Origin of the sequence: Bacillus sp. AR13-1 (assembly GCF_008042285.1) — a bacterium.
In the GTDB taxonomy this organism is placed as follows: domain Bacteria; phylum Bacillota; class Bacilli; order Bacillales; family Bacillaceae_G; genus Bacillus_A; species Bacillus_A mycoides.
Window position 1 is genome coordinate 34,603 of the sequence record NZ_QNUA01000019.1, and the last position, 17,008, is coordinate 51,610.

At 34.0% G+C, this 17,008-nt stretch carries 13 protein-coding genes, 3 pseudogenes and 1 riboswitch; of the genes and pseudogenes, 12 read left to right on the top strand and 4 right to left on the bottom strand.

The window, feature by feature from the left end:
- The first annotated feature begins 113 nt into the window (after positions 1-113).
- The 4 genes from DN408_RS15980 (at position 114) to DN408_RS15995 (ending at position 5,214) form a co-directional block, all read left to right on the top strand.
- On the top strand, positions 114-2,318 hold the full coding sequence (locus DN408_RS15980; RefSeq protein ID WP_078178664.1) for an N-acetylmuramoyl-L-alanine amidase family protein: 2,205 nt from the start codon (positions 114-116) through the stop codon (positions 2,316-2,318).
- Between the two features lie 532 nt (positions 2,319-2,850).
- Positions 2,851-3,564 carry a response regulator transcription factor gene (locus DN408_RS15985; RefSeq protein WP_078178663.1) on the top strand — a complete coding sequence of 238 codons (714 nt, stop codon included), beginning with the start codon at positions 2,851-2,853 and terminating at the stop codon, positions 3,562-3,564.
- Positions 3,561-4,640 (top strand): sensor histidine kinase, encoded by a 1,080-nt coding sequence (locus DN408_RS15990; protein ID WP_078178662.1) that lies wholly within the window; start codon positions 3,561-3,563, stop codon positions 4,638-4,640. The genes DN408_RS15985 and DN408_RS15990 overlap by 4 nt, the downstream gene beginning before the upstream one ends.
- Positions 4,641-4,716: 76 nt before the next feature.
- Positions 4,717-5,214, top strand: coding sequence for a DM13 domain-containing protein (locus DN408_RS15995; RefSeq protein ID WP_078178671.1), 498 nt, complete (start codon positions 4,717-4,719; stop codon positions 5,212-5,214).
- 442 nt (positions 5,215-5,656) lie between these two features.
- On the opposite strand, the pseudogene DN408_RS32620 reads toward DN408_RS15995, so the two are convergent.
- Together DN408_RS32620 and tnpB are read right to left on the bottom strand one after the other, a co-directional pair.
- Positions 5,657-5,752: pseudogene (locus DN408_RS32620) on the bottom strand (IS6 family transposase); the annotation flags it as partial.
- A gap of 86 nt (positions 5,753-5,838) precedes the next feature.
- Positions 5,839-6,960 (bottom strand): IS200/IS605 family element RNA-guided endonuclease TnpB, encoded by a 1,122-nt coding sequence (gene tnpB, locus DN408_RS16005; protein ID WP_041867962.1) that lies wholly within the window; start codon positions 6,958-6,960, stop codon positions 5,839-5,841.
- 432 nt (positions 6,961-7,392) lie between these two features.
- Positions 7,393-7,538, top strand: a riboswitch (cyclic di-AMP (ydaO/yuaA leader).
- A gap of 88 nt (positions 7,539-7,626) precedes the next feature.
- Here tnpB and DN408_RS16010 point away from each other — a divergent pair.
- The 6 genes and pseudogenes from DN408_RS16010 to DN408_RS16035 all read left to right on the top strand — a co-directional run.
- Positions 7,627-9,123, top strand: coding sequence for an amino acid permease (locus DN408_RS16010; protein WP_078178661.1), 1,497 nt, complete (start codon positions 7,627-7,629; stop codon positions 9,121-9,123).
- Positions 9,124-9,148: 25 nt separating this feature from the next.
- On the top strand, positions 9,149-9,640 hold the full coding sequence (locus DN408_RS16015; protein WP_078178660.1) for an MgtC/SapB family protein: 492 nt from the start codon (positions 9,149-9,151) through the stop codon (positions 9,638-9,640).
- Between the two features lie 432 nt (positions 9,641-10,072).
- On the top strand, positions 10,073-10,852 hold the full coding sequence (locus tag DN408_RS16020; protein WP_078178659.1) for an alpha/beta fold hydrolase: 780 nt from the start codon (positions 10,073-10,075) through the stop codon (positions 10,850-10,852).
- Positions 10,853-11,363: 511 nt separating this feature from the next.
- Entirely contained in the window at positions 11,364-12,071 is a 708-nt protein-coding gene (locus DN408_RS16025; protein WP_078178658.1) for an IS6 family transposase, read from the top strand.
- 234 nt (positions 12,072-12,305) lie between these two features.
- Complete coding sequence (locus DN408_RS16030; protein WP_179957900.1) at positions 12,306-13,148, top strand: PA14 domain-containing protein; 843 nt, start codon at positions 12,306-12,308, stop codon at positions 13,146-13,148.
- Between the two features lie 169 nt (positions 13,149-13,317).
- A pseudogene (locus DN408_RS16035) lies at positions 13,318-13,744 on the top strand (tyrosine-type recombinase/integrase); the annotation flags it as partial.
- A 94-nt stretch (positions 13,745-13,838) separates the two neighbouring features.
- On the opposite strand, the gene DN408_RS16040 reads toward DN408_RS16035, so the two are convergent.
- Together DN408_RS16040 and DN408_RS32035 are read right to left on the bottom strand one after the other, a co-directional pair.
- On the bottom strand, positions 13,839-14,729 hold the full coding sequence (locus DN408_RS16040; protein WP_016093764.1) for an ETX/MTX2 family pore-forming toxin: 891 nt from the start codon (positions 14,727-14,729) through the stop codon (positions 13,839-13,841).
- A gap of 448 nt (positions 14,730-15,177) precedes the next feature.
- Complete coding sequence (locus DN408_RS32035; RefSeq protein WP_078179249.1) at positions 15,178-15,480, bottom strand: NADH dehydrogenase; 303 nt, start codon at positions 15,478-15,480, stop codon at positions 15,178-15,180.
- Between the two features lie 949 nt (positions 15,481-16,429).
- Here DN408_RS32035 and DN408_RS16050 point away from each other — a divergent pair.
- A complete protein-coding gene (locus DN408_RS16050) occupies positions 16,430-16,684 on the top strand; it encodes a ribose ABC transporter ATP-binding protein (protein WP_078179310.1) in 255 nt (84 codons plus the stop codon).
- Positions 16,685-16,880: 196 nt separating this feature from the next.
- Positions 16,881-17,008: pseudogene (locus DN408_RS16055) on the top strand (response regulator); the annotation flags it as partial.

Genomic DNA, 17,008 nt, shown 5'->3' on the forward strand with positions numbered 1-17,008 from the left:
ATGAAAGAATTGTTGGATATGATGAGGTCAATCTTACTAGAGGATATGCTCTCAATAATTTTTATTACTAGTAGATGTTCAAAAACATATAGGAAATATGGAGGAAAACAAAAATGAAAAAAGACTTTAAAACGATTAGAATTGGAAGGAAATTAATTCCTGCCACAGCGGCATTAGGTATTCTTTTTTCTTTAGCCCCTGTTGCAGAGAACAAAGCTAGCGCAGGTTTAGCCACGGTGTTGGATGTGACTATTACTTCATTAGGTATAGTGGCTGATGTTTATGAAAAGCTTGGGATATCTGTAGGGGATCCTGACTTATCTAATTACACTGGCCCCTATGCAGAGAATGTATCTTACAGAGCTCCTAACTTTAAATCTGGGGAATTTAATATTTCTGTGCATCATACAAAAGGAGATTCCAATTTCACTAGAACGATTAAAGTACTCTACCCAGATGGAAAAAGTGAGATGAAAGACTTAAAATCGGGGCAACAGCTTAAGATTACAGAACCCGGTACAATTGTAGATTTGAAACCCTTCGCAGAATCTGTATCAGAGCACGATCTTCTTTACATTACACAAGCACAATTGAACGAAGGGAAAACTGGAGTTGCACTTAATCAAGTTACCACCGTATACGTAGAAAAAACATCCGGTGAAAATAAAGTACTTGTTGACGAATTTTATAAGAAGAAATTTGGAGCAGATTCTCTAGATGGTTTTAAAGGGTTAGGGGTGGACCGTTTTTCTTATTTAACAGAAGAACAAAAGAAGGTGGCAACTTTGACTTCACATCCAGTGAACAGAGAAGTTCTTTCTAATTATGTTACGAATAATCCTAAAGCTCAAGCAGATTTTAATGACCGATCAACTAATGTATTTGCTGAGATTACCAATACCCTAGAGACACCTATTACACTACCAGATAGTATACTAAATCACGGTGAACCTTATAAAATTATCCCCTATAAAAAAGGGACCAATAAAGTATTGGTGAAAGCAGGGTCAAAATATCTTTCAGGGAGAGAAGACAATAGAGGGATCCAATATTCAGATTCGTTTGGTGCTGATGAATTGTTTGAACTTGTCTCAGCCCCCGCTTCATATAATAATAAATGGCAGTTTCATTTGGTAAACAAGAATGGAGTACGTCTGGCTGGTAATGCTTATGGTCATAAATTCGGTACAGATTGGAGTTACAAATCTGAAATTAGTTTCACTGCAATAAACAATGATGAAGTTAACAACTGGTTAATCGACTGGTACCCTGGTAAAGAACATGAGAAACAGAAATATGAAGGAGTAAAGTTCGAACATGATAAAAGTGATACCTCTATATGGACAGCATACGATTCCTCTGGAAAATTGATAACGAATAGTTGGGTAAACCGAAGTAACACCTACTATTATACAGATGCTTCAGGAGTTCTCTTGAAGGGTTGGCAGGAAATTAAGGGCAATACGTATCATTTTAATCCGGCGTCTAACGAGATGGCGTTGCCAAATTCATCTAATGCACAGATTGAGGGTAAGAACTATCACTTCAATGATTCTGGTGTTCTGCAACGATCAGCCTGGAAAGGTGAGCAATATTCTGATGCTTCTGGAGCGTTTGTTAAAGAAGGTCTGCAAGAAATAGACGGTAAGCTTTACTACTTTAAAGATTTCAGTGTTAATAAAAATCAACTGCGTCTAGATGATCAACATGTCATTCTTCACTTTTCCGACAAAGGCGTACTTGAAAGAGCTACCGATCTGAATGGAAAAGCACTAAGTACTCCAACTACTGTAACTCTTAACGGCAAACAAGTGGCCTTCGAGCTAACAGGTTCTGTAATAAATCCAGGAGTCAGTGTAAAACTTGGTTCCCCCCTATCAATCCAATATTATAGCTTAGAGGATGGAGCTGCCTATTCAGGTTGGAAGGTAATCGATGGGAAAAATTATCATTTCGAAAAAGGCAAACACTCTACTTTCGATGGCCATCAAACCATTGACGGAAAAACTTACTATTTTAATAATGACGGACAAGCTCTGCTGACAGGGTTGCACCAAATAGAAGGTAAGCTTTACTATTATGACAATAAGGGTAAAATGCAAACGGGTTGGCAAGAAATCAATGGTAAATGGTATTATTTCGATGATTCTGGAGCAGCTAAGAAAGGATGGTTCAATGTTGGTGGTGGGTACCATTTCCCTTATTTCGGATACTTTACTTATTATGCCAAAGAAGATGGCTCAATTTATCAAAACGCTACAGTTGAACTTAATGGAAAGACTTATAAATTTGACAGTCATGGACACAAAGGTTATTAATGATCCAAAGAGAGTCTATTTTTTATAAATATGATTTTCCAAATGAAATCCCTCAACCTAATTATTTCTGCTGAGTTTATCTTAAAACTTGAGAATACAACTTCACCAGGTATGAATCATCAGCGGAAGTTAGAAAGTATTAAGTAAAGAATGATGCTATATATGTACCTCCTGTCCATATGGATAGGAGGTACATATATAGGCTTTTAAATATAACAAATCTTTCTATACAATTGTTACCTCTATTCCATGCGCCACAAACTAAACACCCCCCCCCGTAATTATTCTTTTAGGATGGTACATAAACAGAACTTATCTAGTCATACAAGTAGCAAAATGTTAAAATGACCATCTGTATTATAGAATCACTTTTAATAATTTTTAGTGAATATAAGACCAGGGCAATGGATTCTAACTTAGCAGTACTGTCAGTTATAGCAACTGTATATCCAGATTCCATAGATTTATTAGATTAAAGTAAATAAGAGAAACATTTCTTTTGTGATTGGTAAAAAAGAAGAGAGGATTATATATGAAAAAAAGAATTTTAATCGTAGAAGATGAAGAAAACATTCGAGAAGTATGCAAACGGTACCTAGAGAGAGAAGGATATGAAGTATATACAGCTATCAATGGAATGGAAGGCTGGGATGTATTTCATCAATATCAACCAGATTTGATTATTTTAGATTTGATGATGCCCAGAAAAGATGGATGGGAATTATGCGAGGAAATTCGTCAACAATCAAATGTTCCTATTATTATGTTAACTGCTAAGGGAGAGGAAAGAAATCGAATTTTAGGCTTAACAATGGGTGCAGATGATTATGTAACAAAACCATTTTCACCTCGTGAATTAGTATTAAGGGTTCAAATTATATTAAGAAGAGGCAGCCAGGTAACGATACAAGCAAAAGAATATCTATCAGAAGTGATAGAATTTCCAGATTTAAAAATTTATCCAAAGACAAGGTTTGTACTCGTTTGTGAAAATAACGTGGAATTAACTGTGAAAGAATTCGAGGTACTTTATGTCATGGCACAGCATCCAAAACAAGTGTTTTCCCGTTCGCAACTTCTTGAACTTATTTGGGATTTTGAACATGAAGGGGGTACAAACACAGTAACCGTGTTAGTGAGTCGTTTACGTGACAAGCTGGAAAAGCATACGACAAAGAATCGTTGGATTCATACGGTTTGGGGAATAGGATATCGCTTTGAGCCAAATGGAGGAAATGAAACATGAGTTTACGTATTCAATTGTTAGTGATGAATTTATTAAGTACCAGTATCTTGGTAATTGCTATATGGTATAGTGAAACGCAAATGTTACTTGAACCAGAACAAACACGGCTATTAACAGTAATTGCGGTTGTCGGACTGATTATTTCAACGTTTATTTACTGGTTAATGACACGCCCTATCATGAGGTCCATTCAAAATTTAATTGAACTAACGAAACAATTTAGCGATAGACAATTTGAAACGATGTACATAATTGGAAAAGAACCACGGGAGTTTAAAGAATTAACAACAGCCTTTCAACGGATGGCTAAAAATTTAGAAGAAGGGTTTACTAAGTTAGAAGAAGGGGAAAAGGCACGTAAGGAGCTGATTACGAATATTTCACACGACTTACGAACGCCTATGGCTAGCATACAATTGATGATAGAAGCATTACAAGATAACTTAATTGAAGATCCTGAAACGAGAAAGCAGTACTTAGAGACGACCTTAAAAGAAATAAATCGATTAAGTGGATTAATTAATGACTTATTTGACCTTTCAAAGTTAGAAATTGGACAAGTAGATTTTCATCCAAGTTTTACACATATGGACAAAATTCTTTTAGATGTACTAGAGTCACATTCTTTCTTATTAGCAAACAAACAGATCGATTTACAATTGCAGGTTCCTGATACATTACCTCGACTTTTAATTATGCCGTGTAAAATAGCACGGGTCATCAGTAATTTGTTAGATAATGCGATTCGGTATTCCCCTGTTTCTGGAACAATCGAATTGATTGTAAAGGAAAATAAAAAAAAGCAACAAGTCCAATTCATTTTGCGCGATGAAGGAGAAGGAATTACTCCAAATGACCAATTACGCATATTTGATCGTTTTTTTAGAACGGATAAATCAAGAAGTTCACAATCTGGTGGATCCGGACTCGGATTAGCCATTGCAAAATCATTGATTGAAATGCATAAAGGAGAAATTGGTGTGAGAAATCGCTTAGATGGCAAACAGGGAAGTGAATTTTGGTTTACTCTTCCCATCACATCAGAAAAAAATAAGACCGCTGAAAGACTTTTGTAATACTTATATTATAGAAATGAAAGACTTCCTTGTTAACATACTACTATACAGTATGTTACAGGAGGTTTTTTATTTTATAAAAAGAAAACATGTATTGATTATAGGAGGTTTTATAATTGTCGGAGGAATTTTATGGTCTTTGTTCCGCCCCGAGAAATTATTTATTGATAAGCAAGTGAATGAAGCATTGCCACAAACAGAAATACAATCAAACGAAACAAAACAACAACAAGAACGAGTAATAAGTGAAGGTCAGTTTCAAAATGGTGTCCATGAAACAACTGGAACAGCAACAATCCATCAATTAGCGAATGGAAAACGTATTTTACGACTTTTCAATTTTTCAACTTCTAACGGGCCAGATGTTCGAGTTGTATTAGTTCCTACGAATCGTTTGAAAGATAATGAAGACGTTAACAACCATCGGTATATTGAATTAGGAAAGTTAAAGGGAAACAAAGGAGACCAAAACTATGAAATTCCTGAAGGGATAGATATAAGTACATATGGTTCGGTTTCTATATGGTGTAAGAGATTTAATGAAAACTTTGGTGCGGCTTATTTTGAAAAGTAAGAAAGAACATAAAAATGTGGGGTGTGTACATGCCCCATCGCTATCAAGCTAACGAAAAAAATAGGTCTGCCCCATTTGAATTGACAAATGGGGGGCAGACCACTGTATGGTGACCTCTATGTAATTAGTTTTTTTTATCCAACTTTTCTTTTGCTTTTGTACCATCATCAACTTCAGTCGTTTTTTCTTGCCCATCTCCATTAATTTGAACATAATATTCTGATGTCATCCAGCTTTTAATACCAAATGAATCTTCTTTATCAGCAATACTTCACGCAATAATTCCCACCAAAAAAATCGATACGATTGCTATTATTTTTTTCATTTTTCACCTTTAACATTCTTTCAGTTTTGATATTTTATATACTATTACTGATACTAAAACGAAAGTATCTATTTACATCCATTGACCTCTAACTTTCACATACGTCTCATCAACTCACCAAGAATCATTGGTTGGTTTAAACTGACGCCATACTCTCTCATTTAATTCAAGACTATACTGATGAATCTAGCGCATGATGGTCGTATGAGCAATATATCATCCAATTGAACTACCCCCACTTTCACTTCGTTTAGAAGTGGGGGATTCCTAAGTAAAGAGTTCTATCGAACTCTAATTTATTAGGCTATCTCCGCAGTCCTTGCGGTTAGAAGTCTTATCGCTTCATTCTTTAGATTGATACTTGCGTTAATATCCCTATCATGATGTGTACTACAAGAAGGGCATTCCCATTTACGTAGGTTTAGATTTTTAACGTCTTTGTTTTGATATCCACAACAAGAACATAATTGGCTTGAAGCAAATGTTTTCGATACGACAATGACTTGTTTGCCGTACCATTTTGCTTTATATTCCAACATGGTTCGAAACTGTGACCATGATACCTCACTAATTGCTTTTGCTAACTTATGATTTTTTAACATATTCGATACTTGCAAATCTTCTATACCGATAACATCGTGGTTTTTGATGATTTCAGTTGAGATTTTGTCCAAATAATCTTTTCTAGAATTCATTATATATTCATGAATTCTAGCTACCTTAATTCTTTGTTTATTCCAGCGAGAAGATCCTTTCATTCTTCTAGAAAGAACACGCTGTACTTTTGCCAACTTCTCTTCTAACGATCGAAAAAACTTCGGGTTTTTATAGGTTGTTCCATCTGACAAAATCGCGAAGTCTTTTAGCCCTACATCCATTCCAATGTAAGAAAGTGTTTTCGGGAGTTCTTGCACTTCTGTTTCCACTAACAATGACACAAAGTATCTACCAGAAGGGTTCCTTCTAACCGTAGCATTTAAAATACGTCCCTTTACTTCACGACTTTTGGCAAATCGAACAAGACCTAGTTTTGGCAATTTCATTTTGTTGCCTACAACAGCAATGTTTTCATTTGTTTGTTTTGTGGTATAAGATTGTACGTTGTTCTTCTTAGATTTGAAACACGGGGAGCTGTTTTGTTTTTTGAAAAAGCGTGTATAAGCATCCGCAAGGTTGCGAACAGACGACTGAATCGCAATACTATCCACTTCTTTTAGCCAAACAAACTCTTTCTTCATGGCAGGGAGTTTGGCAGAGCATGTACCATATGTCAAACCTTTTCCTGTTTCCTTGTATGCATTATCCCATAGAGATAGGAAATGATTGAATACAAAACGAGAACAACCAATCGTTTTATTGATTAGAGTTGCTTGTGCTTTATTTGGATATATACGAAATTTATATGCTTTATTGATAATCATAAGTTTCACCTCCATTTCAATATATATCTATTATACACCGAACGTACATTCGGCATATAGTAAAATGATCATGACAATTTGTCAAGTAACACTTTACTACCTGTCGAACAATTAAGAGGGCTCTTGCCATCCCTTGTCCGAAGCCAATTCATCTCCCACCTACTCACTAGGCTGTGGCCCTTCACGTTCCTTGAGGAAGGAGTCTTCTTGGCTAAAATGATAAAAATGTGGCACAGTATTTTTATTTAATTCAAACTCTTCTTCATGCATTACTATACTTGTAATTCTCACTTTTTTTAAAGTATGTAACTTAATTTAAGAATTCAAATTATAAATAAAGTGTACAGCGCGAAAAATCCACCCCTGAAAAAACGTTTATTTTCTTGTTTACAAACAAGAGGGCATAGGAGTAATATATTGTACATAAATTCATATCACTATTCGCTGAATCCATATGGAGCGGGGGAACCAAATTTTGTGCGATTGCACTTGGGGTGAATCCTTCTTAAATGAAGGTAGGGCTACTCTCAAGGCCCGAATCCGACAGCTAACCTCGTAAGCGTTTCGAGAGGGGATACTATGGTGACTTTTAAAAACACTGGGTGAACTTTGGTGTCTTTTTTTATACTCTTTTTCTGGAAAATAATTCAAAAAAGGATGAGGCACTTGAAAGAGACACCCATAAAAACGAAAAATCCACTTTTTTCTTTCCCTTCTAATTCCCAGCCTTCTGAATTAAGAAGAGAATTAGGGATGAGACATTTAACAATGATTTCTATAGGTGGAAGCATTGGGACTGGGTTATTTATAGCAAGCGGAAATACGATTCATACAGCAGGACCTGGTGGAGCAATTATAGCTTATTTGTTGATGGGGTGTATTGTTTACCTGTTGATGACCAGCTTGGGAGAGATGGCAGCGTATATGCCTACATCTGGTTCTTTTAGTACGTATGCTTCTAAATTTGTAGATCCTGCATTTGGTTTTGCGATTGGTTGGAATTACTGGTTTAGCTGGACTATTACTCTTGCAGTTGAAATTTCATCAGGAGCTATTCTTATGAAATATTGGTTTCCATACAGTCCATCTATTCTTTGGAGTGCGTTATTCATCCTGTTTATGTTTGGAATTAATATTCTTTCAGTGAAACATTATGGAGAAATGGAGTTTTGGTTTTCACTTGTAAAAGTTATTACTATAGTCGTGTTTATTATGTTAGGAATAGCCACGATATTTGGAATTTTCAAAGGAAATCCCATTGGATTTCACAATCTAACAATTGGAGATGCACCCTTTCATGGAGGTTTTCTTTCTATTTTTAGTGTGTTTATGATTGCGGGGTTTTCCTTTCAAGGTACAGAAATGGTCGGAATTGTAGCTGGAGAAAGTAAAGCTCCTGAAAAGCATATTCCAAAAGCTGTGCGGCAAATCTTTTGGAGAATTCTCTTATTTTACATACTTACCATTTGCGTAATTGGAGTCATAGTTCCCTACACAGATCCGAATCTAGTTAACAATGATATTAGTAATATTACAATGAGTCCCTTCACACTAGTATTTGAGAAAATTGGATTCGCATTTGCAGCTTCTATTATGAATGCAGTTATCTTGGTATCAGTTCTATCAGCTGGTAATTCTGGAATGTATGTTGCAACCCGAATGTTATGGGTAATGGCAAGAGAAGGGAAAGCTCCAAAGTGTTTAAAAAAAGTAAATAAACAAGGTGTTCCTATTAATGCATTACTTATGACAACGGCTGTGGCAATCGTAGCGTTTGCAGCTTCTTTATTTGGAGAAGGGCAAGCGTTTATATGGCTTTTGAATGCTTCGGGACTTTGTGGATTTATTGCATGGTTAGGGATTGCTATAAGCCATTATCGTTTTCGACAGGCTTTTTTACATCAAGGAAAGAATTTAAATAAGCTCCCGTATCAAGCAAAGTGGTATCCTATCGGTCCTATTTTAGCTTTTGTAATATGTACTATTATTATTTTAGGACAGAATTATTCAGTCATTATAGGGTCACATGTCGATTGGTATGAAGTACTTGCTACTTATATTGGTTTACTGCTGTTTCTTGTATTTTGGTTCGGCTATAAAATTATAAAAAAAACAAAGGTGATTCCATTACAACAAGTCAATTTAGAGCATGATGATCATTAAGGATGGAAATTAAGGAGACAGAAATATGGAACTAGACATTCTACTCAGGTTACTTGTAGCAATACTTGTTGGAGCAATAATTGGTTTAGAACGTCAATGGCACAATTGCATTGCTGGATTACGTACAAATGTACTTGTTTCCGTTGGTGCTGCACTTTTTGTACTATTAAGTGTACTCACTCCAACTGATAATACACCTACAAGAATAGCTTCTCAAATTGTAAGCGGGATTGGTTTTTTAGGTGCTGGAGTTATTATGAAAGATGGATTGACAGTTCGAGGACTGGATACCGCAGCAACCTTATGGTGTTCTGCGGCTGTAGGAACATTAGCAGGTAGCGGCTATTTACTTATAGCTATAACAGGAACCATTCTTATTGTCAGCATAAATAGTTTACTAAGACCTGTTTCAAAATGGGTTTCCGAAAAATCTGAAAAAGCTTTTAAATATTCCCAACAAGTTACCGCTCTCTCTTATAGAGTAAAACATAAATCATCAGAGAAAAAAGATTGTTAAAGAGAAGCTAATTTTAAGAACGTTATCAATAATAATAAAAGAGACCTATTCCAGATGGGCAAATAGAGAAATAATTAGTGGGCAATTTATTCAATATTTGAACTGATGAAAAATACTTTCTACAAAGTAATCAAAGAACAATTACAGTCATCAAGCCAATTTCAAGATCTAATTTCAATTTTCAAAGACGTTGAAAAATATTTTTTAAGAAAATGAGTTATTTCATAAAAAATTATGCAAAACAAAAAGGAACCATAGCCGGTTCCTTTTTGTTTTATTCCTTTCAAAAGGTAAACCTTTTCGAACACACGTTTAGTTCAATAAAGCCCGTCCCGTTTCGATTCCCTGGCCTATAACTTGAATTGGTACTCATTTATGTTAACCAAAATGAATATCTATTGTTGTAACTATATTAACTAGGGAGGAATCTTCATGGGATACTTTGTTACCGTAGAGTCAGGTGTGAATTTATATGTAGAAGATATTAACCCTGGGGGAAATAAGACCCTCGTATTTTTACATGGCTGGCCGTTAAGCCATAAACAGTTTGAATATCAGTTTAATATTCTTCCTACTATGGGCTATCGCTGTATTGGTATAGACTGGAGGGGATTTGGCAATTCGGATAAACCAATGAGCGGCTATACTTTTAACAGACTTGCAGATGATATCCGCACAGTAGTTGGTACACTTCAAATAAACAATTTTACTCTTGTTGGTCACTCTACCGGTGGGTCTATCGCAATTCGATATATGTCTCGTCACAATGGTTTTAGGGTATCAAAGCTTGTTCTTATTGATGCGGCCGCTCCAACTGGATTTACCGCAGAAACTGCTAATAACTATCTTAAAGAAACCTTAAATGATCGACCTAAAATGATGCAGGACGTAACAGATGGCTTTTTCTTTCAGTATATAACTAAACCATTTTCGGACTGGTTTTTGCAAATGGGACTACAAGCAGCAAGTTGGTCGACAGCTGCTATTATAACTACATTAAGAGATGAGAAGCTACATGCGGATCTTCCGAAAATTAATGTTCCTACTTTAATCGTTCACGGCATTCATGACAAAGTTATTCCCTTTGCACAAGCTCAAGAACTAAATGAAAAAATAAGAAATTCACAGCTTGTTCCGTTTCAATATAGTGGTCATGGCCTTTTCTGGGAAGAACGCGAGAAATTTAACCAACTATTGGCACAATTTATTTAGTTAAAACTTTGACCTAAATTCAAAAAAACGGAGGGACGATAGCGTAATAATCGAGTACGCTTTACGGACAGTAAAATATTTGCTGTAATTGGGGTACGGAAACGATTTAGGGAATGAGGTGCCACTCTGGGATTTACTTACAGAATGATTTGAGGAATGCTCTGACATATCTAAATCTTACCCATTTAAATTTATAAAAGAAAAGTCCATTTTGGATTCTTCTTTTTATATACTACAAAAGGTACACTTTTCTAGTTTGAGATTAATTGGAAAATTATATTTCATTACAACTATAAATTCATCGAAAAATAGTAAATTATATTCCGATTTAAATGCTAATTAATAAGTAAGAATGCACCATTCTTCTCTATTTACCCAAACTCACATTTTTTTGTGATTTATTATGATATAGAAATATGGGTTCTGGTGCAAAAACTCTAAAGCTCTTGCAAGTAATCTCCTAAACTTGGACATACTGATAGTATGACTCTAAAAAAGGTGTGTGATCGGTATGGAAAAGGAAAATTTGTTCAAATGGAAGCATTATCAGCCGGAACTAATTTTATTAACAGTAAGGTGGTACCTACGGTACAATTTGAGCTTCCGTAACCTGGTGGAAATGATGGAGGAAAGAGGCTTATCCATAGCTCACACAACGATTATGCGATGGGTTCATCAATATGGACCTCAATTAGAAGAGAAAATACGGCATCATCTTAAATCAACAAATGATTCATGGAGAGTCGATGAAACCTATATTAAAGTGAAAGGGCAATGGATGTATTTATATCGTGCCGTTGATTCAGAAGGGAATACCATTGATTTTTATCTAAGTAAATCAAGAGATAAACAAGCAGCCAAGCGCTTTTTCAAGAAAGCCTTGGCTTTTTCGTATATTTCTAAACCTCGTGTGATAACAGTAGATAAAAACCCTGCCTATCCTGTAGCGATTCAAGCGTTGAAAAAAGAGAAACATATGCCCGAAGGCATAAAGATAAGGCAAGTTAGATATCTCAATAATATAGTGGAACAAGATCATCGTTTTATTAAGAAACGTGTGCGTCCTATGTTGGGGTTTAAGTCATTTAAAACTGCAACTTCTATATTGAGTGGTGTGGAAGCCATGCATATGATTAAAAAAGAACAGATTGATTTACAGGATCAGTCTGTCCAAAATCAAAAAGAATTCATCCATCACTTGTTTGGGTTAACAGCATAAAATACAATTCCGCTAGAAATATATGCGCTATATTCTCTTTTATTTTATCTTTGCACCAGAACCGGATTTACGATATTGGGATGGATTTCGGAATATTAGTTTTCTAGGGTTTAATAACGCTCTAATAAAATAAGTTTTGAAGCATATCTCAATCCATATTTCTCAATATAGATTTTAGGTAAATATTATAAAATATTAATTATAAGTAATTATTAATTCTGGGAGATGATAATTATGGATCATATTAAAAGAAAGTTTCCTTCACAATTATATGAAACAAAAAATTTTAAGTATGCATTAGAATTTGAACATGATGGTCGTTCAAATAAAATGGAAATTGCAACTATTACAGTTGCATGCCTTAAAGATAACGTATACTTTGCATCCGCATACATGAATCGTGATCGTGATGGAGGTAGTACTACACAAGTTACACAATCTCTTCGAGATAGCGCTCGCGATAGTTATACAGATTTGAACTACACACGTGTTGCTGGATATACAATTCATAACCACGGTGAATCTACAACTTTAGACAGCGCATTAGAGGAAATAGTAAATCATATCGAGGAAGAACTTATGCGGAATGACTGGTCTAGAACGTACTTACCTAAAGACCTTGTGCCTGGGCTTCTTGGTGAATATTATGTCGATAATAAATTTGAATACAAGAAATTCGAAAGAGTTGATCCAGAGTTATCATTTGAGTGGTCACGTAATAATGAACGAATTCCAGCCAGTTCTATTCGATGGACGGGTACATTAAAACCTGAAACTGATGGGGAATATTCGTTTGCTGTTGAGGCAATTGGCAAAATAAGATTATGGATAAATAACAATATACTTATTGATGCTTGGGAAAGTAAAGATGAAGATGAATATAGATATAGTAATGAGTATAAAAGTAGTTCTATTCTCTTAGAAGCGAATAAAGGTTATGATATTAAATTAGAATATTGTACTAGACATTATAATGAGGGATCAATAAAGTTATTATGGCGTGGATCTGACGAATACTTTGATTCTATTCCTCAGCAACTTCTATCACCTATAATGAATAAAGAAGATGCTATTTAAAAACTCTGTACGGAGATAGATGTTACGAGTTTATATTTGTGAAGTTCTGGTCAAGAATCCTTAGTGTTTAAAGGATTCTTTTTTTGATTTTAAAAGTATACTTGATTGGAACAATTATGTATAGGCTAGAATTTCAACACATATTGAAATATAAAAGAAAGATAAAAGGGATTTACTTAAAATGGAAACGAGTGAAATTTTAAAACTGAAGCGAAAAAAAACGGAAAGAATTCAAAGTGAAAGAAGGAAAAACAAAAAAAGAACGTATTATAAATATTACATCTATTTTTGAAGAAATATTTCCATACGCTGAAACTTTAAAAAGTACCTGGTTATTCCCTTCAAGAAAAGGAGATCCACCCATTAGTAAGATCCAGGTTTATCGAAAATTGCAAAAAGCCGGAGATTTTGCCGGTGTAGAATCCATTGGTACTCACACCATGCGCAAAACCTTCGGCTATTGGTTCTATAAACAAACAAAGGATATCGCTATGCTTCAAGAATTATTGAATCATAGTACACCACAAATTACTCTAAGATACATCGGTATTAATAAAGAAGAGAAAGATAATGTACTTGATACATTCCGAATCTAATTTTAATTTTTTCTTATAAAATAACGTGTTTAATATAAGGGGGCACTTAACTTTTTTAACGCCTTATATTAGATTATTAATTAGACATTATCTTTTATTTAATTACTCTAGTGTCAGTCGAAAGTGTTTTAAACTCAACTGGGACATTTTTCGCCTCTAGTTTTACTGGATTTCTAGAATCAGTAATGTCTGTAAGAGTTCTAGTTAGACGTGTTCCAAACTCAGTGCTAAACTGGCCAATACCTGTAGTCTTAATTCCAAATCTATCGTTCCCTACAGCTGAATCTCTTATGACTTTCTCAAATCCTTGCTTATCAGCTGCAAGTCCTTGTACTGAATATAAAAGCTGTGGTGACATCGGCTGATTATTATAATAATAAGTAACATCACCGTAGAGATTTGCATCAATTTTATTTTTTCCTGAAACCTTAACTTTTTCAAACACATATTCAACTTTATATTTTTTTCCAGCAGGAACTGGAACTTCTATTGAAGGAACAGTAAATTTTCTTTTCTCCTTTGTTTCATGAGTATCTGAAGTAGACATGTTATATTCAACACTAAAACTTTGTGAAGCTGAAACCATCAATACCGAAAAACTTGCGTTATAATTATATCCAAATGTCCATCCGCTTGTATTAGTTGTACTAGTCGTTTCTTCAAACTCATGTTCATACCCAGTGCTAGGCATATTTACTGTATGCCCTAAATTATTTTCTAAAATATCTGACGAAACAGTTAATACTTGTGAATTTTCAACCATAGAACCATCGATAAGATTACCCTTTAATTCAATATCTTTTATATTATGACTTCTGTACTCTTGTCCCCCCCACGCAGCACTCTGCGCCATTTTCTTAACTCTCTCGTCAATATCCTGATATGCACTGTTCCTGCTACTTACATCTGCTTTTGCGGGTGTGGATCCAAAAATTAATCCCATACTCATAGTTGTTGCTACCAATGAAAACATTAATTTTCTCATGAATTTCCCCCTTATTTCTATTTTATATAACTTCAATTACAATACTAGCCATTGTAACATTTTTACGCAATTTACTATGAAAAGCCCCATTTCTCAGACTCACTGACTACATTTTTTGCATTTTATAATAGAATTGACTATAGCAAACAGTCAATAGTTAGAATAATTAGAAGTAAGTCAATTTTCAGAATGTAATTTCTGTATTATTTTTCATTATTTAGACACAAATAAGAATTCTAAAATTAAGCAATATGTTCTAATTGGGGTCATTATACATGCCATCAACTTAAGAAATTGGTAGTTCCCCAAAACGAAAAATATTAGCTTGATAGCGATGTGGCGAGCTCCCTAAATAAGCTATTTATATAAGTTTACATAACACCAATTAGGGGTAAGCAATTAGTCTTGTAACGTACCCAATTCACTTATAACACACATTATATATGAGTTAAATGAACATTATAGCCAAGAAAATAAAAGCGGTAAAAATATGGCTAAACGTAAACAGTATGCTTTCATTTGTAATTGAATGCGAGAGCTTGGAATTATGACGAATAATTTTTTTCATTATAAAGCCATATAGGATTGAAATTACTGTAAGTACAAATAGTATAGTTAAAAATTTCATCCTATTATAGTCCACAGTTGTTGCTGTAATAATGGCAGGTTTTATGACAAAGAAATATGCCATTAGATACATAAAGACATTCAAAGTACAATATACAGAAAAATTTATAATTTTTTTGTTCAAGTTGATCCTCCTCATAAATAATCTTGTTTACAACATCTCTTTGAGGATCATTTGGTATGATAACCCTTATATCATTAGATTCCAAATATGATTTGTAAGCATCCTAATCTAGAATCGAAAAAACTGTGTAGGTTCTATGTCTCTATCAAATGACTTTTGCACCAGAACCAAAAAAAAGAGATAAAAACACTTTTATTAAGTGCACAATCTCTTTTCAAATATGTAATGCTTATCCCATGTAAATTTACCACATATTTTAATGGGAATTACAGATTGCTCTTCAACAAAAATTATACCTCACACTTTGTAAAAAATATACAATTTTCATTTTTTTGCAAAATCCGCCGTGGAAATATATGCAATACAAGCATATTGACATATTATATCTATCTATACTTATCAATTCATATTATTATAATAAATATGAATTGAATATACGTATTGGTCTTTCTGTAAGAATGCACCATTCTTCTCTATTTACCTATGCATATATTTTAACTAATTTATTATGAAATGTATGTTGATTTAAAGTGTTTTATTCAAAATGTATAATTAGAGTTTTTATGGAGTCAAGATCATTGTTTGTTATTCTTTTCTAAATTCACATAATTTTCAAATATATAAAGGTCATATATTAATATTTTTTGTATACTATAATCAACCCGTGGTTATAGTGTTTGCTCCGATTCAAATTATGAGATAGTTTGTTTTAACTTTTTTACATTATTTAAAAAAGAACTTGTAGGGATTCCTACAAGTTCTTTTTGTCCTTCGGATTGACGAATAGTAAGTGTTATTGGGGATACCGCTAACATTTCGAGAGTCGTCATATATTCTTATGACAAAATGCTGTAGAAAGCTTAAGAATTCTTAAGAACTTTTGCCCCTTTTTCTTAAGGTTTGGACTCTAGAGTATGATTATGAGTTCAAACCTGTGGGATGATTAGGTATGAGAACAATTCGCTTTCTTATTTCTGTATATAATGCACTAAAAATCAGTGGTGCAGCCATTCCAATTTTAAGGTTTCTTGGAGACAAAATAATTGAAGGAATTAATTTGAAGAAAGTAAATTACATTGTCAAATATGGACTGAGTACAGGTGTATTCACAGAAAAATTAATTAAAAGAAGAAATCTCAAGACAATTATTTTATTAGTGGAAAATAATAAGGAATTTTATTTTTTTACTAAAAGCAAAAGTTAAAGAAAAAGGGAACTTATTTATTGTATATGGATCAGTAGTAAATATTGAACAATATATTAGGGAGAACGATATTACGTATATACATTATGTTATTTCTTGTCTTCCGTTTGCAAGCTTAAGAAAAAGAGAAGATAGAAATGTCTCACCTGCTTATGTCTTTAGCTGTTTAATACGAGAAAAAATATGGAGGAATCATATGAAGTCAAAAATTCTTATTGTCGATGATGATAAAGAGATTAGAAATCTTATCTCTGTTTATTTGGAAAATGAAGGTCTGAAAACTCAAAAGGCAGAAGATGCTATGGAAGCTTTACAACTGTTAGA